The sequence below is a fragment of the Paenibacillus hodogayensis genome (assembly GCF_039536325.1).
Lineage (GTDB): Bacteria > Bacillota > Bacilli > Paenibacillales > NBRC-103111 > Paenibacillus_AB > Paenibacillus_AB hodogayensis.
The window spans coordinates 1,144,052-1,163,654 of record NZ_BAAAYO010000010.1; the positions used below are offsets into that span (position 1 = coordinate 1,144,052).

Consider the following 19,603-nt stretch of genomic DNA (forward strand, 5'->3'; position numbering starts at 1 on the left):
CAAGGCCGAAGAAGGCTCGGTTATATTGCATACATCCGGCCCCGGCCGGCTCAATCGGAAGCGCCGCCCGCCTTACGCCTTCAGCCAGGCGTACAGCACGTCGGCCATTTGCCGGTACCCTTCGGGGGCCGGGTGAACGCCATTGCTCTGGCTAAGCTCCATCCGTCCGTTGCGGGCGTTCCCCGCCGTTAACTCGGAGGGCATGTTGCGGGCCGTGTCGATGTTGACGTGCAGCGGGATGATGTCGATCCCGTCCCGCCCGGAGAAGCGGTGCAGCAGCTCGCGGTTCCACAGAAACCATTTGCGTTTGTATCGTCTCCTGCTTTGCAAAACGCCGTAGCTTCTGCCGAAGCTGTCCTGCGTTCGCGAAGGCGGAATAATGAGCATGATGCCAATGCGCACCGCTGCGTTAAACCGCCGGATGTCGGCAATCATATTCTCCAGCATCGGCATGGCGCGACCGAGCAGTTCCCCCATGCCGTTCTCCTCGGAGGCGTGGAAAATATCATTGATGCCGAGATGGATACAGACGTCATCCACTCCCTCATAGCCGGTTTCGGCCATATAGCTGGAAAAGTCGAATTTGCCTTCGAATACGAACGGGCTGTCTTCTTTCTCGTAATAATCGATCACTCTCCAGCCCCCGCGGCCTTCGAATGCATTGCGTCCCGAACCCTTGGTGCCGAGCAGCGTCACCCCGGAATAATCGGCCGAAAAGAGACGCAGCAGCTCTCCCGTATAAATGCCCGCCGCCGTCGTGCTGTCGCCTACGAACAGGACCCGCCGGTCCATGCCGCCGGCCCCCGCCGCCTTGACGCGAACGACCGTCTCGGCCTCGGCCAGCTTCTCACCATCCTCCGAATACACTTCCACGGCAAGCGGGTAATCGCCTGCCTCCTCCGGCACGCACGTCCAGCGGTCGTTGCGGTGGCGCCCGATGCTTCCCCGGATATCGAAATCGTAGCGGGTCGCCTCTCCCCCGATCAAATTGTCGAAATACAGATTGATCTCATGCCCCACAACGGCCGGAATGACCGGCGGCAGCAGCAAATCGAAGGAACGCGGCGCATTGTCGCTCATACTCATAAGGGACCTCCTTGATTTTGGAATGTTTCCCCTATGCTTTCGTCGCCGGATACTTCAATTCCTTGTAAGATACGGCAAAAGCTGCGCCGTCATAACCGGCGTAATCCTCGGGTATTTCGTTCAAGGCGATGGAGACGCCTCCTTGCTCGTACGAAAGCTTGGCGGCGATCGCCGCAAGCTCCACCTCGACAAGCTCCTCGATCGCCAGCGGCGCTGGTTCCTCGCCGGCTAGATAAGGCAGAATCGTTTCCAGCAGCGCCCTGTACAGCTTGGTGTTGTCGGATTTGATATAGTCGACGCGTTTCTGTGTCACCACATTCGCGTAGAACGGCAAATACCCGGCCGTCTTGCCGACGCTCACGACGCCCCGACGCCCGTCCTCCCACACCAGCTCGAATTGGCGCTGTCCGCCTCCCGTGCCGAGATAGCGGGCGTGCCGGACACCCGGTCCCATCAGGCCGTGCAGCATGGAATAGGCATGAATCCCGTAGTTGAACTCGTCCACGGCGCAGCCGACTAGCGCAAATACCCATTCTTCCTTCGGAATGCCAAGCGCTTTCCATTCCCGTACTTCTACGCAGTTTCTGAGCGACGAGCCCCCGGTAATGCGCGCGCCTCCCCGGACCCATTCCGTCATTTGCCGCAGGTCGCGGACGTTCCCGGCCAGCGGCTTGTCGATAAATACCGCCTTGCCCGCCTCGACGAACGGCCTCGCCCTTTCCACATGCAGGTCCCAATCGCAGCTATGAATGAACGCCACATCCACGAGATCGACCATTTCTTCCACGGAGCCGCATACGTGTGCGATGCCGAACTCCCGGGCGAACTTCTCCGCATAGCCTTCGGGATTGATCACGCCCCCGTCGAATACGGCTGCGACCTCGTAGCCCATCTCCTTCAATACCGGCATGAAACTGTTCGGATGCGACGTGTCCAGATCGACGAGCCCGATGCGCAAGTTTTTATGACTCATTTCCTTTGTCCTCCTCGGCAAGTAGCGACTCGTAAGGCTCTCCCGTCTCCAGGGCGCCTCCGGCCGTTTCGTAGAAGCTGTCATTCAAGCGGAAAATACCGCTGTCCGCTTCAATCCAGTCGGCACCCGCGCGCGGGTGCCAGCTTTTCATCCGCTCCCAATTGCGGTAATTTTGGTGCCCGTTCGTTTCGAGGACGCCGACTTTCAGACCGGGGATCGGATCGAGACGGGCGGCCAAATTTTTGTTCCAGTCGACCAGCACCGGGTTGGCCGTCAAGTCGGCGCAAAAGCAGGGAACGCCTTTGTCCCGGGCCAGTTTGGCTACCTTCAGACTCATGCTCATCGTCTTGGCTACCGGCTTGAGCGCCAACGCTCCGTAGCCGAGCTCGATTCGTTCCAGCGCGTCATGCGTATCGTGCACGCTTTCGTCCGCCGCCAGACGGACCGGCACGTCGGTAACGTCCTGCTTCACTTCCTCCGGGAACGGCTCCTCGAACAGCACGATCCGGTCGAGCGCGCCGATCTTGTCGGCATGGTCGAGCAGTCGCAGCAGCCGTTCCTTGCCGTCATAACGGCCGTTCGCATCGAGATAGTAGGCGATTTTACCGTTCACCGTATGCGAGGTTTCATACCGGGAAGCGAGCGCATGAATTTGCGTCAGCCTGCGGCAGTCCCAATCGAGCATTTTATTCGGATCGCCGTCCTGCTCCGGATCGGCGCCCACCTTGATTTTGAGCAAGAAGTAACCGTCGTCTAGGACCTGGACGATCGCTTCCTCGGACATGCCGTAAGGGATGAGCGGAATGCTGCCAAGCCGCTCCTGACGGGCGGACAGCGCCTCCCTGTAAGCGGGCGGCACCAACTCCGAGAAGTTCAGCCCTCTGCCTCTCGAGTACAACGCCCAGGCGGCGTAATCGACGGCAACGAGCGCGTTGAGCGCGAACGTCGAGCGCAGATCGGCGAGTCCGATCGATCGGACGCCATAGTCGTACACGTCGGGCAATAACCGGTCCAGCAGTTCGATCGGCGTGGCAAAGTCGGACTGCTCCGCTTGCGCCAGCGCGAAGCGCGTCAGGTCGGCCATATGCGCATTGCCTGCTGCCTCGCCGAAACGCTCGAACACGCGCGCATCCGACCAGAGCACGCTTTGTACGCCTACGCCGATTCCGGAGGCGCCGTCGGCCCCCTCCACATAAGCGATCGACTGCCACAGCTCGGTCAAGTAAGCTCCTTTGAAGCCGAAGGGAGACAAAAGCGGCTCTTTTTGCACCGCGCGCTTCGTTCGAACGATCCGCATCATGCCCCCGCCTTTCCGGCTTTGCCGGAAACGGCCTGCTCCACGATCGACTTGATCGGCTCCGGCTTGCCGCTGCGCAGCGACTCGAACGCCTGAAGCACCATCAAGGTTGCGTACATGCCGTCCACGTGATCGATCGGCGCCGGCGCATTGTCCTGTAGACAGCGCAGGAACGCCTTGTTTTCTTCCAGAAAGCCGGTTTCCGTTCCTTTGAACACCTGCGGCTCCTTGCCCGTCTCCGTATAAGTCAGCGTTGTCAGACGGTCGCTGATCGTAATCGATTTGTTCTCGGCGAACAGCTGCATATAAAACTTGCTCGTCAGCGGAGGGCAGCCGCTATCGCCCTGCACCAGATTGCCGGCGACGCCGTTGTCGAAGCGGAATACGGCAACCATATTGTCGACCACACCGCTAGGCTGGTAGTAGTTCGCCCCCGCCGCATATACCTCGACCGGCTCGCCGCCGGCCACAAAACGCAGCACGTCCGCAGAATGACAGCCCTGGCTCAGCACATTGCCGCCGCCCTTGACCGGATCGTTCGCCCACAATTTATCGCCCCAACGGCTGTCCATCATCTGCATCGTCACCATAACCGGCTGGGGAATCAGTTCTTTGGCTTTCCAGAGCAGCTCGTAATATCTCATCTTAAAGGCGGTGAACAGCGTCTTGCCGCTCTTCACGACGGCTTCCCCGATCCGCACGCAATCTTCCGTCGTCATTGCAAGCGGTTTCTCCACGAGCACATGCTTGCCTGCTTCCAGCGCACGGATGCAGTAATCTGCATGCGTATCGTGCTGCGTCGTCACATAAATCGCATCGAGACCGGGGTCGTTAAAGAAGCGATCCAGATCGGTCGTGGCATAGCTGCCCCCGAACTCCTCCAGCATGGCTTGCGCGCTCTGCTCGAACACGTCGCAATAGGCGGCGATCTCCAGACCTTCCAGCTCCGCGATACACTTGGCATGGGTTTTTCCCAAATTGCCGCACCCGATAATTCCCACTTTAATCGTACCCATTGTTCCTTCTCCCTCCCGCTTGAAGCGGCTGGTTTGGTTGCTTCCCACTCAATACTGCTGTACATCTAATCTTTTTTTCTGTTAAAATTAAGATCTGATGTACAAATTGATGTATATATTTCGAGTAAATCTTAACGAAAACACCAAATAGATGTCAACGATTATTTTTCGTCGTTTAAAATAGAGGCTGCTCGGGCAGGATGTACAGCAGATTGCTATACAAAAGCGCGGTTTTCCGGTATGATTTGATGTATCGAAATAGAGAGGTTGAGCCCTATGGACACGACACACACCACACGCAAATCGTTTGGCGACCGGCTGCGGTGGATGATCGACAGCCTGCGAGGCGACATCCGGAACGGGACCTATAAGCCCGGCGACTATCTGCCCTCGGAGAAAACGCTCGTGGAGCAGTTCCATCTGAGCAACAAGTCGGTGCGCAAAGGACTGGATGCGCTTGTCGGCGAAGGCTTGATCGTCAAGATCGACCGCGTGGGAAGCCGCGTCTCCGAGGACGCGCCAGGCTCCCGCGTGTCTATCGCGCTCGGCTGCACCGGCTCCATCGAACGCGACATCGCCCTTTCCGCGCTGCTGGACGATTTTCATCTGCTTCATCCGGCGATTCGGGTACGTACCGTGCTTGTCCGCTCGATGTCGGATCATATGAGTACAGCCCAGGAATATATCGAGAACGGGATGATTGACGCATTTACGTTGAACAATCTAGATTTTCAAAGCGGTATCGAGAATGGGCGCACGCACATGCTGGACCCGCTGTCTCCCGACCCCCACGCGTATCCGTTCGCCCAGCAAGCCTTCATGCACGACGGGACGCTGCTAGCGCGGCCGCTGATTTTCTCCCCGATCGTGCTGGCTTACAACCGCGATCATTTTCTCGAGGCGGACGCCCCCGAGCCCGACGGAAGCTGGACGTGGGACGACGCCGTCCGCGTCGCCGCCGCTCTGACCGAGCCTGGCAAGCGGCATGGGCTGTACTTCTACCTGCTGTCCGACAACCGCTGGCCGGCCCTTCTGCTGCAGAGCGGGATGCGCTTCGACGAAGACGGCGCCGGCGTAACCGATCCGTCGGGTTCGAGGATGCTGGATTGTATCCGGCTGTGCAAGCGGCTTGTTCACGACCGATCTATTTTCCCCAGCTACTTGTCGGAGAATAGCGATGACGTCAACGAACTATTCATGCAAGGCAAAGTATCGATGATATTGACCAACTACATGACTATCAACGAGTTCAAGCATACGGGCCTTACCTACGACATCTCGCCTCTACCGTATTCCCACGAGCCCCGCTCGCTAATGAACGTGATCGGCATCGGGGTCAGCAAGGCGTCCAAGCAGAGGGATGCCGCAAGCAAGCTTGCCGATTACATGGCTTCGCCGCGCGCGCAGCGGCTCATCCGCGAGAAGACGCTGAGCCTGCCGGCGGTCAAGCAAGTCGCGGAATCGCCCGTCGAACCGGACGATGCGATCAACCGCCCTTCGCGCTACTACCTGTTCCGGGAGATCATGTCATCCTATCGGCTCCATAAGGAACTCGGGCTGTCGACCGGCGCGTTCGTCGCGCTCCGGCAGCTGCTCAAAAAGTATTGGTCCAACCTGATCGAGGAGGAGGAGCTGTGCCGGCAGCTCGCCTTGCTGCCCGGGCAGGAGCGCCTTCCGGCTCCCGGTCCCGGCCGATAACGGCGAACGGCAAATAACCCGGCCCCGCATCAAGCGGGCTCCGGGTCGTTCGTTATAAGAAGGATAAGGGCAAGAAACGGATAAACGGGCCAATCAGTTCGATTTGCGGATCAGCAAGTTCGACATATTGTAATTAGATTCAAACTGCACGCTGGCGCATAGCTTGCTTTGCCGCACCGTGAAATCGAAGCTGATCTCCCCGTGCGTCCAGCTTGTCTTGTACTTCAGCGCATCCAGCGCCATTTTCTGGAACGAGCGCTGTTGAATGTCGCTCAGTCCCGCCCCTTTGGGTTCGACTTTGCCGTCAATACCCTCAAAGGGTAAATGGCGAACTCCGAATTTGCCGATCACATTATTGCGGATTTGCACAAAAATAGTACCGGAAGACAACTCGGACAATTCATGATGAAGTTCTTTGAAAACGATTTCCAGTTGCCGAGCTAAAGACAGCTGGTCGAATATCATGAATTCTCTCCTTTCATTCGCAAATTTTGTCATATATGGTGTTATTGTCATGGTGCTTATGTCACATTATACAAATCATTTCCACTTTTTTCAACAACAATATACAAAATAGGCTATAAAAATGGTAAATTAGACTCTCGATTTTACATTTCATAGCATGTCAGAACCAAAATTGATTGTCTCGGTTATATGACGACCTAGACTCCGCTTTTCCTTTTGTGATCGTTATAAGAAAAGCTTCAGATCTAAGCCTTTCGATGAAGGACATCCGAGCTATAAAGGTTGCTTTTCTTGGTAAAGAAAGCCGCACTTCGCTTTTACGCTTTAGCGAAGTTAAACTTTCTTTAACGATAAGAAACGGCTCCGGCCGCTCCCTTCCGTCACCAATCGGCCTTTTTCTCTCCGCTGCGTCGTTTCGGCTCTTTTCGACAATCGCAATAGACCGAATTACGGATGTCATGGTATAATCGTCCCATATCAAAATATGGAAATGGGGCGAGTGACGTTGACACTATTCCAGAACTTATCCTTCAAGCGTAAGCTGCAGATCGGCTGCTATACGATCGTGGCGGTATTCTCCGTGCTGACGCTCGTCGTGGCGGCGATGTCGAACGCATCTTTTGTAGCCACCTTGCTGGTCGTACTCGTCCTTTGCGGAGCCAGCATCCCTTTCGTAAGCTGGCTCGAGAGAACGCTTACAGAGCCGATCGACACGATGTCCCGGGTCGCCTTATCCATTGCCAAGGGCGATTTCTCGACCAAAGTGCACGTCGATTCCAACGACGCTCTCGGGGAGCTTGGCAAGACATTTAACCAGATGATCGACAAGCTGCGCGGCATTCTGAACGAGACGACGAACATTACCCGCTCCGTCGTCGACACGACCCGCGAAGGAGGAGACAAAAACCGGCAGCTGAAGGAGGTCATGGGTCAGGTTACCTATTCCGCCAACGAGCTGGCCGCCGGATCGGTCAAAATTACCGAAGAGATTATGACCATATCGACCGCGATTAAGGATATCGAGCACAAAGTCGGCACCTATGCGCACTCGACCAAAGAAATGAACGATAAATCCGAAGCGATGATCCGTTTCGTCCAGCAAGGGCAATTGGCCGTCGTCAGCCAGAACGAAGGCATGAAGCGCAACGTCGAAGCGACCGCCTCCGTATCGGAGTCGATCGACCGGCTGGCCGAGCAGGCCAAGGGCATCTCCCGCATTACGCAGTCGATATCGGAAATCGCCGAGCAGACGAACCTGCTGTCGCTCAACGCCTCCATCGAAGCGGCGCGCGCAGGCGAGCACGGCAAAGGCTTCGCGGTCGTCGCCCAGGAGGTGCGCAAGCTTGCCGAAGAATCGACCTCCTCGACGAAGGAAGTGTTCGGTCTCGTCCGCAGCATCGAGCAAGGCATGCAGATCGCTTTGGAGCAAATGGCCGCCAACCAGGACATCGTGCACACACAGACGACTCTGATCGAGGAAACCGAGGCGATATTCACCCAAATCGTCGGCAGCATCGAATTTATCGCGGAGACGATCTCGCAATTCGCCAAGGAAAGCGACATCATGCTGGAGGGCGCGACCATGATCTCCGCCACGATGGAGAACATTGCCGCGATCACCCAGCAGTCGGCCGCCGGCACGGAACAGGTTTCGGCCAGCATGAACGAGCAGATCGCCGTTGTCGATGCGCTCGTCCGGCAATCCGAGCAAATGATGCAGACCGCCGGAACGCTTCAACGCACGCTGCAAATTTTCAAATTTTAACGCTTGCCGGTCATATCCAGAAACTGACGGACGTCCTCGACCGCCAGGTCGACGGCGCTTTGCCAGAAATCGGGCTTCGTCAGATCGACGCCGAGATGCTTATGCGCCAGCTGCTCCACAGACATGCTGCCGGTATCTCTCAGTAAAGCGACATACTTGTCCTCGAAGCCGGCGCCTTCGCGCTGCGCGACGGCATAGATGCCGGAGCTGAACAAATAGCCGAAGGTGTACGGGAAATTGTAGAACGGTACGCCGGTAATATAGAAATGCAGCTTTGACGCCCAGAAATGCGGGTGATACTCGCCGAGCGCGTCTTTAAAGGCGCGCCGCTGGGCATCCTCCATCAGCCCGTTCAGCTCATCGACGCCCAGCAGCCCTTTCTGGCGCCGCTCGTAGTATTCCGTCTCGAACAGGAAGCGCGCGTGGATGTTCATGAAAAAAGCCACCGAACGCTGAATTTTATCCTCCAGCAGCGTCAGCCGCTCCTCCTCGGAAGAAGCCTGCTTCACCGCGGCATCGGATACGATCATCTCGGCGAACGTGGAAGCCGTCTCCGCGACGTTCATCGCATATTCCTGGGCAAGCGCCGGCATGTCGTTCATCACATGCTGATGATAGGCGTGACCGAGCTCGTGCGCAAGCGTGGATACGTTAGAAGCGGTGTTAGCATAGGTCATGAAGATGCGCGTCTCGCCTTTGATCGGGAACGACGTGCAGAAGCCTCCCGGACGCTTACCTTGCCTGTCCTCCGCTTCGATCCACCGCTTCTCGAACGCCATCTCGGCAAATTCGGCCATCTTCGGACTGAACTTGCGGAATTGCTCCACAATCAAGCGGGCCGCCTCGTCAAACGATACTTCCCCTGCCGCTTGTCCGACCGGAGCGTCCACATCGTGCCAAGACAGCGACTCCACTCCGAGCAGCTCGGCTTTGCGCCGCAAATAGTCGACGAACGGGGCTTTGTTGCGGTCGATTACGTCCCACATGACCCGCAGCGTTTCCTCCGACATCCGGTTGATGTCGAGCGGTTCCTTCAATATCGACGGCCAGCCTCTATGCTTGTATACCTGAATGCGGAAGCCGGCAAGCCGGTTCAAGGCATCGGCCGCGTAATCGGCTGAATCCGCCCAAGCCTTCTCCCACAGCTCGAACAGGCGCGTCCTCACGCTCCGGTCCGGGCTGCTCAGCTTGTTCGCCGCTTGTCCGGCCGATAGGCGGACGGTTTGGCCGTTGTCCTCGAAATCGATATTGAATTTGCCGACAGCAGTATTGTACGCTTCACCCCAGCCGTGGTAACCGTCTACGGCGAGATCCCCGATCAGCGATTCCTGCTCCGGGGAAAGCTTTTCCTTGGCCAGTTGCCGTCGCTCGTCCAGCGGGAAGGCAATCGGGTGGAAAGCATCCGATTCGAGCAGCGACGACCATTGCGCATCCGGCACTTGCCGCAGCAGTTGGTCGAAGCGCGTCAGCACCGAAGAGAACGAGGCGGACAGCGTGGCGATATGCCCGTTCAGCTGTACCGCTTTTTTGTCGTGCTGGTTTTCCGCCGCCAGGCAGCCGGCGAACGAATCGGCCTCGCGCAGCTTCAGCGTAATGTCCTGCATCCGCCCGACCAGGCCAGCCAAGACGTCGGCAGACACGGAGCTGCTGGCATCGGCCGCGGCCTGCACCGCCACGCGGAACGATCCGATTTCGCCCTCCGTCTGCTCGAGAAATTGCGCGAAGGCATGCGAGCCGCTGCCCCCTGCAAAAAAAACGTCCAAATCCCAGACAAGACTGTATCGTTGTGTCACTGCCTCTTCACCCTCCCTGTATTCGTACGAACTATGACACTATTAAACCATATTCGGCCGCGGGAGCAAAATGAACGTGCCCCATCCCGCCGCTCCATGTATACTAGAATCAACTACCCGAACGGCGCCGGCACGAGCGCCCGACGGAGATCAGGAGGAACGTAAGGATGAGACCTTTGCAAATATCGCCCGATACGGCCGTCAAGCTGGCGGCAGCGCTGAAGGTGCCGATCGAGCAGCTGATGCATATGCCGCAGCATCTGTTGATTCAGAAACTGGCGGAGCTGTCCCGGGACGAAGCCGATAAAACCGGCAAACCCGCCGAATCGGCTTCGGATGTTACGCGCAGCGAGCCATGATTCCTTTCGAGAATACGCTGCCTTACGAGACGATCGGCAAAGACATTTATCTTCATGAATGCCCGTTTTGCGGAGCGGGCAGTGTCCTGCTGCCGCTTAGGACAATCGATCTCCAGCCGATCCGCGAAGGGCGCAAGCGGCTGATCGTGTTTCCTTGCTGCCGGGAAAAGATAACGGCGATCGACGCCGACCGGGATTACTTGCTTGCGGACAAGCCGATCCGGAAACGCCGGTAACCGCCGTGAAGTTCCTTGCCGATCCGACGTAGGCAAAAGAGGATTTCGAACGGCAGATGTCGAATAGTAGGCTGTTTCAACGTAAACGGCATGCAGCCTTTCAGGAGCGATCAGGAATGAACGAATACCTCATACCGGTAACAACCTCCTGCACGCTGGTTACGCTCAGCTATATTGCGCTGAAACTGCGTAACCGGGTAGCAGGCGGCGTCAACGAGTTGATCGCCGTCCCTCTGTTCACCGGTCTAGCTGCCATATTGATGATGATGCTGCCGATCGCCGACGGTTCCGCCGCTCAGGATCTCCGGTTTATCCCGATCCTGATGGCCGGACTGCGGCTCGGCCTGCCGGTCGCCCTGTTGTCGGTCATCCCTCCGGCGGTCTATGCGGTGTGGCAGCAATCGCCGCACCTTGTTTTTGATATGCTGCACGGACTGCTGCTTCCGGCTTTAATTAGCTCGTTCGTACACCGGCAGGAATACCGCTCCGGTTTCGAGCCACTCCGCCTGGTCGACGGCGTCAGTACGACAGCGATGCTTTTGCTCTCCAAAAGCATAGCCGCCTATTTCCTCCTCGGCGCCTCGATCCCCTTCTTCATGAAGACGAACGTCTATTTGTTCACGATTTCACTGATCTGCATGTTCGCGCTAATCGCCATTCACAATGCCGAGAACCGTGGCTGGCTGATCCAGCGGCAGCTCGAACTGGAAGCGAACCAGGACCGCCTGACCGGGCTGCCGAACATCCGCAGCTTCATGGGTATTGCCGAAAACATGCTGCGCAAGCGCCGGATCAGCATTTTGATGATCGACATCGACAATTTCAAAAACTATAACGATACGCTGGGCCATTTAGAGGGGGATAACCTGCTTCGCGAAGCCGGCAGGCTGCTGCGGACGGCCATCGGGGAAAAGGATTACGTCGCCCGCTATGGCGGGGAGGAGTTTATCGTACTCTGCGACTCGGTGGACCTCCATCTGCTGGCATTTCTGGCCAATCGGCTGTGCCATACGGTGGCGTCCCATCCGTTTGCCGGACGGGAAATCCAGCCCGGCCAGGCGATATCCGTCTCGATCGGCATCACGGTCGCCCGCAAACCGGATGACGACTTGTACCGCTTGATCGAGGAGGCCGACCAGGCACTGTACGATTCCAAACGAAGCGGGAAAAACCGCTTCACCGTCTACGAGCAAACGGAAACCGCGGCTTTGTAAACAGCAAAGCCGGAAACAAAAAAAGACCGGTTTCCCGGTCTTGGAGCACTTCACTTGCATCGCATTTCCTCGACGCCTTTCGCATTCGGACAGGAACGTGGGACCGCGGGGCGGCCTACATTCCCTTCTCGCGCATTTCCTCCGGCAGCTCCATCTGGGCGGCCAGCATGTCTTCGCGGGTTTGCACCCACTGCTCCCGGCTAGCCCGGATCATCGCCGAATCCATAATTTTCTTGTCGTTGATCACCCGTCCGAACCACAGCACCGCCTTCTGGTAGTTGCCCAGCCTGCGGTTAAGCTCCCCTATCAAATACATCAGGCGGGCGTTGTTGACTTCCGCCCCTTCGGTTTCAAATACCCGCACGTAAGCGTCCAGGGCGAAGCCGAGAAAGCGCTGCTCCTGCTCCTTGTTGGACTGGATCCGGTAAAGCCAGGCGATATGATGAAGCATGCCGGCGATCACGCGGTCCTTCTCTTCCTTGATCTGGGCGCATAGCAGGGCCAGCTTGTAGGTTTGCATCGCCGCCCCCCAGTCGCGCTCGCCGGTCAGATCTTGGCCTGTCCAGCTTTTGCCAAGCTTGTCGTAATACGTCTGCTTATGCTTTGGCGTCATCGACTCCGAGAAGTTTTCGGTAAAGGCGTATCCGCAAAATGGGCAAACCCTGACGACGTAATAATCCGGGTTAACCGCCTTGTAGTGCACGCAAAAATCGCTGTCCGTGCCGGTCGCCTTCTTGAAGCTCGGTCGCACCTTGGACGTCTGGAACGACTGTTCGCAGCATATGCAGCTTACTTTAATGGAATAAAGGGGTGCTAGTTCCGCCACAGGTACGTCTTCCTTTCCGCAAGCATTGCAAGGGTAAAGCCGCGTTACTGCGGCGTATTGACAAAATGGTAGGCCGGTCCCTTCAGCCGCTGCAGAAGCAAAGTCTGCAATTCCGGCTCCAGCCCCGACTCCTCGAGCGCCCGCTTCATGCACCCGAGCCAGGCGTCGGCGCGCTCCGGCGTGATCGGGAACGGCATATGTCTGGCACGCATCATCGGATGGCCGTACTGATCCGAATATAGCGGGGGTCCGCCGAAAAACTGGGTGAGGAACAGCTTCTGTTTCTCCATAACGGGCACAATATCCGGGGGAAACAAAGGTCCGATCAACGGATCGGCCTGAACCTTGGGATAAAAAGCTTCAACGATGCGAGATAAGGCATCCGCTCCTCCGATTGCCTCGTATAGGGATTTAGACTCATGCTCATTGCCGTTCATATCCGTCACCTGTCCTATTCATATCTTTCTCATTATACACCACAACAACAAAATGGCGCCACTTTTTCAAGCGGCACCATGTGTTTTGAACCCGAACGTGTCGGGATTTGTCAGTTTTCGATATCTTCCTCGGAGGCACCCATGAGCGTTTCGCGAATGACAAAAACGAAGGCGCATACAATCAGGCCTGTGACTACACTCATCATTTAGCATCACTCCGTTTGCACTTTATTTTCAGTTTACCATATTCGCCGAAAAATATCAGCCTTTTTACACAAAAATGTATCCGGTTTCAGCAAACCAAACAGCCTGCATGTCCGAGGACCCCGTCACATAAGTATAAGTAATCTGACGGATGATCGAGGTGTTCGCGAATGTCGGCTTCCCGCCCTTGGACGACCGCGTGGACGGCGGCGGGTTTACTCGCCGTCGCTGCGCTGATGCTGCTCTACCCTGCCCCATCTTTAACCGCCGCGCTGCGGGGCTTGTCGATCTGGTGGGATATTTTGTTTCCCGCGCTCGTTCCGTTCTTCGTCATCGCCGAGCTGCTGCTCGGCTTCGGCATTGTTCATTTTTTCGGCACGCTGCTCGATCCGATGATGCGCCCGCTCTTTCGCGTCCCCGGTATCGGCGGCTTCGTTATGGCTATGGGGCTGGCCTCCGGCTATCCGGTCGGAGCCAAGCTGACCGCGCAGCTGTGGGAGCAGCGCCTCCTCGGGCGCGACGAAGGAGAACGGCTCGTCGCCTTTACGACGACGTCCGACCCGATTTTCCTGATCGGCGCCGTTTCGGTCGGTTTTTTTCACGATGTCGGACTGGCTGTCGTCCTAGCCGCGGCGCACTACGGGACAAGCGTGATCATCGGACTGCTTATGCGGTTTCACGGTCATCGCCCTCCGGCTCCTCAGCCTACCGCCCGCCATGAAGCGAGCCTGCTCCGCCGGGCGATGCAGGCGATGCACCGCGCCCGTCTGCAGGACAGCCGGACGTTCGGGGAGATGCTGCGAGACGCCATTCAATCGTCGTTGAAGCTGATTATGGTCGTGGGCGGACTGGTCGTGTTTTTCTGCGTCGTGCTGGAAGTATTGACGCTTTCGCACATTATGAACGGCTTCTATACGGCCGTGAACTCGCTGCTGCATATCGCCGGCGTGCCGTCTGCACTGTCGCAAGCCGTCGTGAACGGAATGTTCGAGGTCACGCTGGGGGCGAAGTCTGCCGCGGGAGCGGGGGCGGAGCTGGCTCTCGTCAGCAAAGTGGCGATCGCCGCTTTTATTTTGTCATGGAGCGGGCTGTCCGTTCATGCCCAGGTGGTCAGTCTGCTGAACCGCACCGACCTGCGCTACGCGCCGTTCGGGCTTGCCCGGCTCGCTCACGGCATTATGGCGGCGGCGGCCGTATACGCCCTTTGGGAGCCGCTGTCTCCTGCCCGTGCGGCTCTGGCACAATCTGCGCCGGCGCTGGCTCGGACATTGGACGCGGACGGCGGCGGCTTGTATCCGTCCGCCTTCCCCGCACTGCTTTCGTTGTCCGCGCTGCTGTTCGTCTCGATGCTAATCTTGATTGTTCTGCTCTATGCAGTTTATGCAGGACTTCGTCCTTTTGCACGTATCCTGAGCCGGCTGCGATCTTAAGCCCAGCTCATCGGTCTTGCTCTCCTGCCGGGCTAGCCGTTTTTCCTGCAACTCCGCCAAATCCTGCAGCAATCGCGAACCGCCATTGTTTTGATCGGCAATATTGATTATGATGGTGGGTAGGACAAAGCGGAGGCATGAGGAGGATAACGTGTGAAGTACAACATAGTGAACCGCGGAGACGAGACATCCGTCCGCACGATGGAACGGTTTCACGAGTTGGCTGCGGAATGCGGTTTGAAGCTCGACCCGGAAAACCCCGACATCGTCGTCTCGATCGGGGGCGACGGGACGATGCTGCACGCCTTCCATCTGTATGCCGACAAGCTGGACCAGACGTCCTTCGTCGGCATCCATACCGGCCATCTGGGCTTTTACGCCGATTGGAAGCCGATGGAGCTGGAGACGCTGCTCCGCCATATGGCGACGGAATCGGCCGAGCCGATTCGCACGGTGAAATACCCGATCATCGAAATCCAGATCGTCGCCGAGCAGGGTACGGAAACGTATTTGGCGCTGAACGAATGTACGCTTAAAGGGGTCGAAGGAACGCTTGTCGCCGAACTGCGGATCAATGACGAGCGGTTCGAGATGTTCCGCGGCGACGGAATATGCATCTCCACGCCGACCGGCAGCACGGGCTATAACCGCAGCCTGAACGGAGCGATCCTGCATCCTTCGCTGGAGGCGGTGCAAATTGCCGAGATGGCTTCGCTGAACAACCGGGTGTACCGTTCGCTAGGCTCTTCTATCGTCTTACCGAAGCATCATCATTGCGACATTTCCCCGAAGAAGGGGCAAAAAATATTGCTGACGCTCGACCATTTGAACATGCAGCTGACGGACTTGATCTCCATCCGCTGTATGGTCGCGGACCGGAAAGTGTCTTTCGTCCGCTACCGCCCGTTCCCGTTCTGGAACCGGGTGCGCGAGTCGTTTATCGGAGATATTGTAGAATAAAAAAAGGAGAGGGCAGATCGCCCTCGTCCTCTCGCGCCGCCCTATACGAAACCGGATAGGGCGGTTTTTCGCATTCCCGTAATTAATCCGCCGCCAACAAAACCGCTTCCGTGCGGATCATCGCCGGCTCTCCCTTGCGCAAGGTCTGCCGTTACTTTCGTGGTCGCTATTTTCGCTGCCGTTATTGCTGCGGCCGTACTTCTTCTTTCTTCACCAGCACCGGCCCGTCCTATGCAGCTTGGCGCTCCTAGCTGGTTCACCCGTTCTTCCGCTCGCGGCGCCAGCAGCATCTCTCCTTGCGCGGAAGTCCCTATGGCGCGGGGTGCGAAGCCGCGCACCAGCTTGACCGTTTCGTAACGGTAATCTTGGAGCAGCCAGTAAGCGAGATCCGGCGAGACGATGACCGTCGACTCACCGCCGGGGTCGCGATACAGACGGACGAGACCTTCCTTCTCGTGGCAGTCCGCCGCGTTCTTGGCCGGTTCGAAGGTACACGCCGGCTCAAGAGTGACGACGACCCGTCGCGGAATCCGATCCCCATCTGTACGGGCGGCCGTGCGCCGTTAGCCGGCGGCCCTTCGGCCGGGGCACGGACTTGCCTTCTCCCGCCGTTCGAATCCAATCGACGATTTTAGCGACAATCGCCTCGTCCGGCTGCCGGTTCACTAGCAGCGGCTCGATCTTGTCCGCTTCCACCGGAATCTTCGCCATCTGGATATATTGGACCGATTCCAGACCGCCCTGCCGCATCATCCCATCGAATCCGCATCGCTGCCGGCCGGGCCACTCCCGGTGCAGCCCGCCATCAGCAGCACCGCGACGCCCAGTACCGCAACCCCGATTTCCCCCCTTATCGCCCATCCATCCTTTTCCATTTTTGCCATAATCGTTAGACGCTGCAGTCTACTGAATGGTTGACGCCCGACGGCCGCCACGAAGCGTCCGAAGCTTGTCCCGCTCATCGCCAAAAGGCGCTCCGCCTGTCTGGACGGGGCGCCCTTTGTTGCTGCGGCGCAAAGTCTTCGTTCGCACCCTCGGCAACGGACCAGCCTGGTTTTTCAAGCTGGCACGCGGCTGCCGGGGATGACGGTTAGGCTTTGCGTCGGAGCCGCGCAGATTACGTGTACAACAGCGAGATCACGAGCAGTTGATACAGCACAAGTGGCAAAATAACATTGTTGTACGCGCCGAATGCCCGCTGATCTTGGCTAACCTGCGTCGGTACGCGCAAATACAAATAATCGTCGTCGACATGGGTGATATAGCCCTGGTGGACTTGGCCGTCTATCGTCTGCACCCGGACAGGCCGGTTCATATGGTGATGCACGATGCCGTGCAGCTTTTCTTTGGCTGACTTCGCAGCTTGAACGTACGTCGGTTCGGCCTGATACACCACCTGCTGGGGCGCAATGGGTTGACTTGTCATGAAAACTTCCCTCCGTTTCCTTGATTACGTCACCATTGTATGCGAATGCCCATGCAGGTGTGCGCGTCAGCCGGCCTGGAACACCTTCAGCGATTGGCGCAGCTCCTCGGCGAGCTGCTCCAGCTCTTCTCCGGTACGGACCAGCTCACCGCCGGATTCGTGCTGGTCGCGAATGAGGCTCGCAACATTTTCCGTCGTGGCAGTCGATTGTTCGGATACGGCGCTCACCTGCATCATCGTTCCGGCTAGCTCGGCCTGTGCCTCCATCGAAAATTGCAGCGAATTCCATACATGCTGGAAGCTGTCCATAAAGCGGCTCATCGACGTCTCCACATGCCGGAAAATATTTTGGGATGAGCGGGAAATATCGCTCTGGCGGCGGAAAATCGGCAGCGAATCCGCGACCAGCCGGCTCGTCTCGTCCATATCCGACTGGATGGCGGCAATGACCGCCTCCACCGAAGCGATCGATTCCTTCGACTGGTTCGCCAAGCTGCGGATTTCTCCGGCTACGACCATAAAGCCTTTCCCCGATTCCCCTGCGGAAGCCGCCACGATCGAAGCGTTCAAAGACAATATATTGATCTGCTTGGAAATGTTCGCCACCATATCGAGCACGACGGAGATCGACTCGGTTCCCGCCTGGAGCCGGCTCATCCGATCGCTGAGCGAGGAAACGACGCCCTCGGCCTGCTCGTTGTGGTGGGACAGCTCGCCGATCGCGGCAGCTCCGTTTTTCCCCGACTCCTCGACCTCGACAGCGATCTCCTTCATCTTACGGTTGACCGCCAGCACATCCTCCAGCCGGCTCGTCATATCGGCGGTCAATACGCTGCTTTTCTCCGCATCGCGGGACAAGCTGTCCGCTCCCGTCGACACTTCGTTCATCGCTACGGCGATTTCCCCGGACGCCTCGCGCGAGCGCTGCACCTGCTCGTTAATCCGCGCGGTCGCCTGAATGAGCCGGTCCGCCGATCGTCCGGTTTGCACAACGATGCCGGCTATCCGCTCCATCATGCTGTCGAAGCTGCCGCTGACGGCGCCGATCTCGTCCTTGCGCCTATTCATATTCAATCTGACGTTCAAATCCCCGTTCTCCGCCTGCCGCATCTTGCCGCCGGCCACCATAAGCGGCCTGCCGATCGTCCTGTACCCCCACAGACCGAGCAGCAAGGCAGCCGCCGCACCGCCCAGCACCAAATAGATCAGGCTGTCGCGAATCGTCCTGGCGTCCTCCAGCAGCAGCGCTTCGGGAATCGCGCCGCTTAGCGTCCAGTCCGTGTTCTGCAAAGGCTGGGAGAAGGTGAGATACGTTTCCTTTCCGCCTTGTGCGCCGGCCGCTACGGCATCGGGCTGGCCGAATTTCACCCCGGGGCGGTTCGAGTACAGCGTATGTCCCGCGTGGTCCACCAAGTGGATATCCCCGATGCCGCCGAAGTTGATCGGCTTGAGCAAATTTTCAAAGAAGCCCAGCTTGTATTCGACGATCAGAATATCGGCCCACTTCTGATCCTCGGGACTCCAGAACGATTTGGCAATGGCGAAAACTCGCGTTTCCTCGTCGGCCGTTACAAGCGATCCGACCCGGGAGGGCAAATATACGTTTTTGCCTTTGCCCTTAAGCACCTCGGCCGCCCAGTCGGTCTCGTACAGGTTGTCCCCTCTCGCCTTCCCGGTCGTGCTGAACGTCTGGTTTTCTCCGTTGAAACGAATCATGCCGATGGAGTAAATCATATCGGCATTCGTCATCGCATAGGCGGAGATGTAAGCATTCAGCGCCGCATCCAGCTCGCTTTTCGGTTGGTTCAGTTCGTTGAACTTGCTCACCAGCCCGTTGCGGCTTTGCGATCCGCGAGCGATCGCTTCGTTAAGCTTGATCCGCTCGGCGGAATCGGCCGCCTTCCCCGCCTTGGCCGTATTGGCAGCGATCTCCTCGTCAAGCGTCTTCAACTGCGCGATGAGCTTCTTGTATTCGGTCGCCTCCGGCTCGGTCTGCGGCTCCAGCAGCCGCCGGTCCTTGCTTGTAAACTTGTTTTTGTCGGCATAGATGGCCAGTTGATTGTACGTGCCGTCCATCACTTTGAACCAGCGGTCGGAGTTGCTCGCCGCGTCCTGCACGACCTGGTTCATGTTGCTGCCGATCTTCTGCTTCAAAGCATCCGCCGAAATTTGATAGGCGATTCCGCCGGCGGCCCCGCAAGCCAGCACGATGCTGGCCAAAAAAGCGGCGAACAGCTTAATGCCGATGGAGCGATGCCAGCCGGTCGTCCCGGCTTTGTCCCGTTTCGCTTTCATTTTGTTGCCGATCATCACGATTCCCCCATTTTTTTGTTCGTTTTGTTGCCGGGTTACCGTTACCGCTCTTGATGAAAGGGCTTTCTTCTTGTTCCATGCCTAACCCACTTCTCCATTATAAGG

At 57.6% G+C, this 19,603-nt stretch carries 19 protein-coding genes; 7 read left to right on the top strand and 12 right to left on the bottom strand.

The window, feature by feature from the left end:
• Positions 1-72 precede the first annotated feature (72 nt).
• Genes ABD796_RS23865 through ABD796_RS23880 form a run of 4 tightly spaced genes read right to left on the bottom strand, consistent with a single transcriptional unit; the run spans position 73 to position 4,372 of the window.
• Complete coding sequence (locus ABD796_RS23865; protein WP_344912619.1) at positions 73-1,086, bottom strand: SGNH/GDSL hydrolase family protein; 1,014 nt, start codon at positions 1,084-1,086, stop codon at positions 73-75.
• 31 nt (positions 1,087-1,117) lie between these two features.
• Complete coding sequence (locus tag ABD796_RS23870) at positions 1,118-2,059, bottom strand: Gfo/Idh/MocA family protein (protein WP_344912621.1); 942 nt, start codon at positions 2,057-2,059, stop codon at positions 1,118-1,120.
• Positions 2,049-3,356 carry an enolase C-terminal domain-like protein gene (locus tag ABD796_RS23875; protein ID WP_344912623.1) on the bottom strand — a complete coding sequence of 436 codons (1,308 nt, stop codon included), beginning with the start codon at positions 3,354-3,356 and terminating at the stop codon, positions 2,049-2,051. The genes ABD796_RS23870 and ABD796_RS23875 overlap by 11 nt, the downstream gene beginning before the upstream one ends.
• Positions 3,356-4,372: a Gfo/Idh/MocA family protein gene (locus tag ABD796_RS23880; protein ID WP_344912625.1), complete on the bottom strand. Its 1,017-nt coding sequence runs from the start codon at positions 4,370-4,372 to the stop codon at positions 3,356-3,358. The genes ABD796_RS23875 and ABD796_RS23880 overlap by 1 nt, the downstream gene beginning before the upstream one ends.
• Positions 4,373-4,648: 276 nt before the next feature.
• On the opposite strand from ABD796_RS23880, the gene ABD796_RS23885 reads away from it, so the two are divergent.
• The gene (locus ABD796_RS23885; RefSeq protein ID WP_344912627.1) at positions 4,649-6,070 is read left to right on the top strand and encodes an extracellular solute-binding protein; all 1,422 of its coding nucleotides are present in this window, start codon (positions 4,649-4,651) and stop codon (positions 6,068-6,070) included.
• Positions 6,071-6,163: 93 nt separating this feature from the next.
• Here ABD796_RS23885 and ABD796_RS23890 read toward each other — a convergent pair whose 3' ends face one another.
• Entirely contained in the window at positions 6,164-6,535 is a 372-nt protein-coding gene (locus tag ABD796_RS23890) for an O-methyltransferase (RefSeq protein ID WP_344912629.1), read from the bottom strand.
• Between the two features lie 499 nt (positions 6,536-7,034).
• Here ABD796_RS23890 and ABD796_RS23895 point away from each other — a divergent pair, with 499 nt between their 5' ends.
• Positions 7,035-8,300 carry a methyl-accepting chemotaxis protein gene (locus ABD796_RS23895; protein WP_344912631.1) on the top strand — a complete coding sequence of 422 codons (1,266 nt, stop codon included), beginning with the start codon at positions 7,035-7,037 and terminating at the stop codon, positions 8,298-8,300.
• Here ABD796_RS23895 and ABD796_RS23900 read toward each other — a convergent pair.
• A complete protein-coding gene (locus ABD796_RS23900; RefSeq protein ID WP_344912633.1) occupies positions 8,297-10,093 on the bottom strand; it encodes a M3 family oligoendopeptidase in 1,797 nt (598 codons plus the stop codon). The genes ABD796_RS23895 and ABD796_RS23900 overlap by 4 nt on opposite strands.
• A 167-nt stretch (positions 10,094-10,260) precedes the next feature.
• On the opposite strand from ABD796_RS23900, the gene ABD796_RS23905 reads away from it, so the two are divergent.
• From ABD796_RS23905 to ABD796_RS23915, 3 genes are all read left to right on the top strand, one after another.
• On the top strand, positions 10,261-10,452 hold the full coding sequence (locus ABD796_RS23905) for a YycC family protein (protein WP_344912635.1): 192 nt from the start codon (positions 10,261-10,263) through the stop codon (positions 10,450-10,452).
• A complete protein-coding gene (locus tag ABD796_RS23910) occupies positions 10,449-10,688 on the top strand; it encodes a hypothetical protein (protein WP_344912637.1) in 240 nt (79 codons plus the stop codon). The genes ABD796_RS23905 and ABD796_RS23910 overlap by 4 nt, the downstream gene beginning before the upstream one ends.
• A gap of 116 nt (positions 10,689-10,804) precedes the next feature.
• On the top strand, positions 10,805-11,902 hold the full coding sequence (locus ABD796_RS23915) for a GGDEF domain-containing protein (protein ID WP_344912639.1): 1,098 nt from the start codon (positions 10,805-10,807) through the stop codon (positions 11,900-11,902).
• Between the two features lie 115 nt (positions 11,903-12,017).
• On the opposite strand, the gene ABD796_RS23920 is transcribed toward ABD796_RS23915, so the two are convergent.
• Positions 12,018-12,728, bottom strand: a complete 711-nt coding sequence (locus tag ABD796_RS23920; RefSeq protein ID WP_344912641.1) for a DUF2225 domain-containing protein — start codon at positions 12,726-12,728, stop codon at positions 12,018-12,020.
• 44 nt (positions 12,729-12,772) lie between these two features.
• The gene (locus tag ABD796_RS23925) at positions 12,773-13,165 is read right to left on the bottom strand and encodes a globin domain-containing protein (protein WP_344912643.1); all 393 of its coding nucleotides are present in this window, start codon (positions 13,163-13,165) and stop codon (positions 12,773-12,775) included.
• Positions 13,166-13,539: 374 nt separating this feature from the next.
• On the opposite strand from ABD796_RS23925, the gene ylbJ reads away from it, so the two are divergent.
• Both ylbJ and ABD796_RS23935 read left to right on the top strand, forming a co-directional pair.
• Complete coding sequence (ylbJ, locus tag ABD796_RS23930) at positions 13,540-14,799, top strand: sporulation integral membrane protein YlbJ (protein WP_344912645.1); 1,260 nt, start codon at positions 13,540-13,542, stop codon at positions 14,797-14,799.
• A 153-nt stretch (positions 14,800-14,952) separates the two neighbouring features.
• On the top strand, positions 14,953-15,759 hold the full coding sequence (locus ABD796_RS23935; protein WP_344912647.1) for an NAD kinase: 807 nt from the start codon (positions 14,953-14,955) through the stop codon (positions 15,757-15,759).
• Between the two features lie 501 nt (positions 15,760-16,260).
• On the opposite strand, the gene ABD796_RS23940 is transcribed toward ABD796_RS23935, so the two are convergent.
• The 4 genes from ABD796_RS23940 to ABD796_RS23955 form a co-directional block, all read right to left on the bottom strand.
• Entirely contained in the window at positions 16,261-16,512 is a 252-nt protein-coding gene (locus ABD796_RS23940; protein WP_344912649.1) for a hypothetical protein, read from the bottom strand.
• Positions 16,509-16,721 (bottom strand): hypothetical protein, encoded by a 213-nt coding sequence (locus ABD796_RS23945; protein ID WP_344912651.1) that lies wholly within the window; start codon positions 16,719-16,721, stop codon positions 16,509-16,511. The genes ABD796_RS23940 and ABD796_RS23945 overlap by 4 nt, the downstream gene beginning before the upstream one ends.
• Before the next feature lie 155 nt (positions 16,722-16,876).
• Positions 16,877-17,185, bottom strand: coding sequence for an acetyl-CoA acetyltransferase (locus ABD796_RS23950; protein ID WP_344912653.1), 309 nt, complete (start codon positions 17,183-17,185; stop codon positions 16,877-16,879).
• A 66-nt stretch (positions 17,186-17,251) separates the two neighbouring features.
• The gene (locus tag ABD796_RS23955; protein WP_344912654.1) at positions 17,252-19,495 is read right to left on the bottom strand and encodes a methyl-accepting chemotaxis protein; all 2,244 of its coding nucleotides are present in this window, start codon (positions 19,493-19,495) and stop codon (positions 17,252-17,254) included.
• Positions 19,496-19,603 lie beyond the last annotated feature (108 nt).

What these genes read in the sequence shown, in the direction of transcription:
- ABD796_RS23890 (WP_344912629.1), bottom strand. Translation starts at nt 6,535, where the DNA reads ATGATATTCGACCAGCTGTCTTTAGCTCGGCAACTGGAAATCGTTTTC.
- ABD796_RS23950 (WP_344912653.1), bottom strand. Translation starts at nt 17,185, where the DNA reads ATGACAAGTCAACCCATTGCGCCCCAGCAGGTGGTGTATCAGGCCGAA.
- ABD796_RS23910 (WP_344912637.1), top strand. Translation starts at nt 10,449, where the DNA reads ATGATTCCTTTCGAGAATACGCTGCCTTACGAGACGATCGGCAAAGAC.
- ylbJ (WP_344912645.1), top strand. Translation starts at nt 13,540, where the DNA reads ATGTCGGCTTCCCGCCCTTGGACGACCGCGTGGACGGCGGCGGGTTTA.
- ABD796_RS23905 (WP_344912635.1), top strand. Translation starts at nt 10,261, where the DNA reads ATGAGACCTTTGCAAATATCGCCCGATACGGCCGTCAAGCTGGCGGCA.
- ABD796_RS23885 (WP_344912627.1), top strand. Translation starts at nt 4,649, where the DNA reads ATGGACACGACACACACCACACGCAAATCGTTTGGCGACCGGCTGCGG.
- ABD796_RS23880 (WP_344912625.1), bottom strand. Translation starts at nt 4,372, where the DNA reads ATGGGTACGATTAAAGTGGGAATTATCGGGTGCGGCAATTTGGGAAAA.
- ABD796_RS23945 (WP_344912651.1), bottom strand. Translation starts at nt 16,721, where the DNA reads ATGAGCGGGACAAGCTTCGGACGCTTCGTGGCGGCCGTCGGGCGTCAA.
- ABD796_RS23940 (WP_344912649.1), bottom strand. Translation starts at nt 16,512, where the DNA reads ATGATGCGGCAGGGCGGTCTGGAATCGGTCCAATATATCCAGATGGCG.
- ABD796_RS23875 (WP_344912623.1), bottom strand. Translation starts at nt 3,356, where the DNA reads ATGCGGATCGTTCGAACGAAGCGCGCGGTGCAAAAAGAGCCGCTTTTG.
- ABD796_RS23925 (WP_344912643.1), bottom strand. Translation starts at nt 13,165, where the DNA reads ATGAACGGCAATGAGCATGAGTCTAAATCCCTATACGAGGCAATCGGA.
- ABD796_RS23955 (WP_344912654.1), bottom strand. Translation starts at nt 19,495, where the DNA reads ATGATCGGCAACAAAATGAAAGCGAAACGGGACAAAGCCGGGACGACC.
- ABD796_RS23915 (WP_344912639.1), top strand. Translation starts at nt 10,805, where the DNA reads ATGAACGAATACCTCATACCGGTAACAACCTCCTGCACGCTGGTTACG.
- ABD796_RS23870 (WP_344912621.1), bottom strand. Translation starts at nt 2,059, where the DNA reads ATGAGTCATAAAAACTTGCGCATCGGGCTCGTCGATCTGGACACGTCG.
- ABD796_RS23865 (WP_344912619.1), bottom strand. Translation starts at nt 1,086, where the DNA reads ATGAGTATGAGCGACAATGCGCCGCGTTCCTTCGATTTGCTGCTGCCG.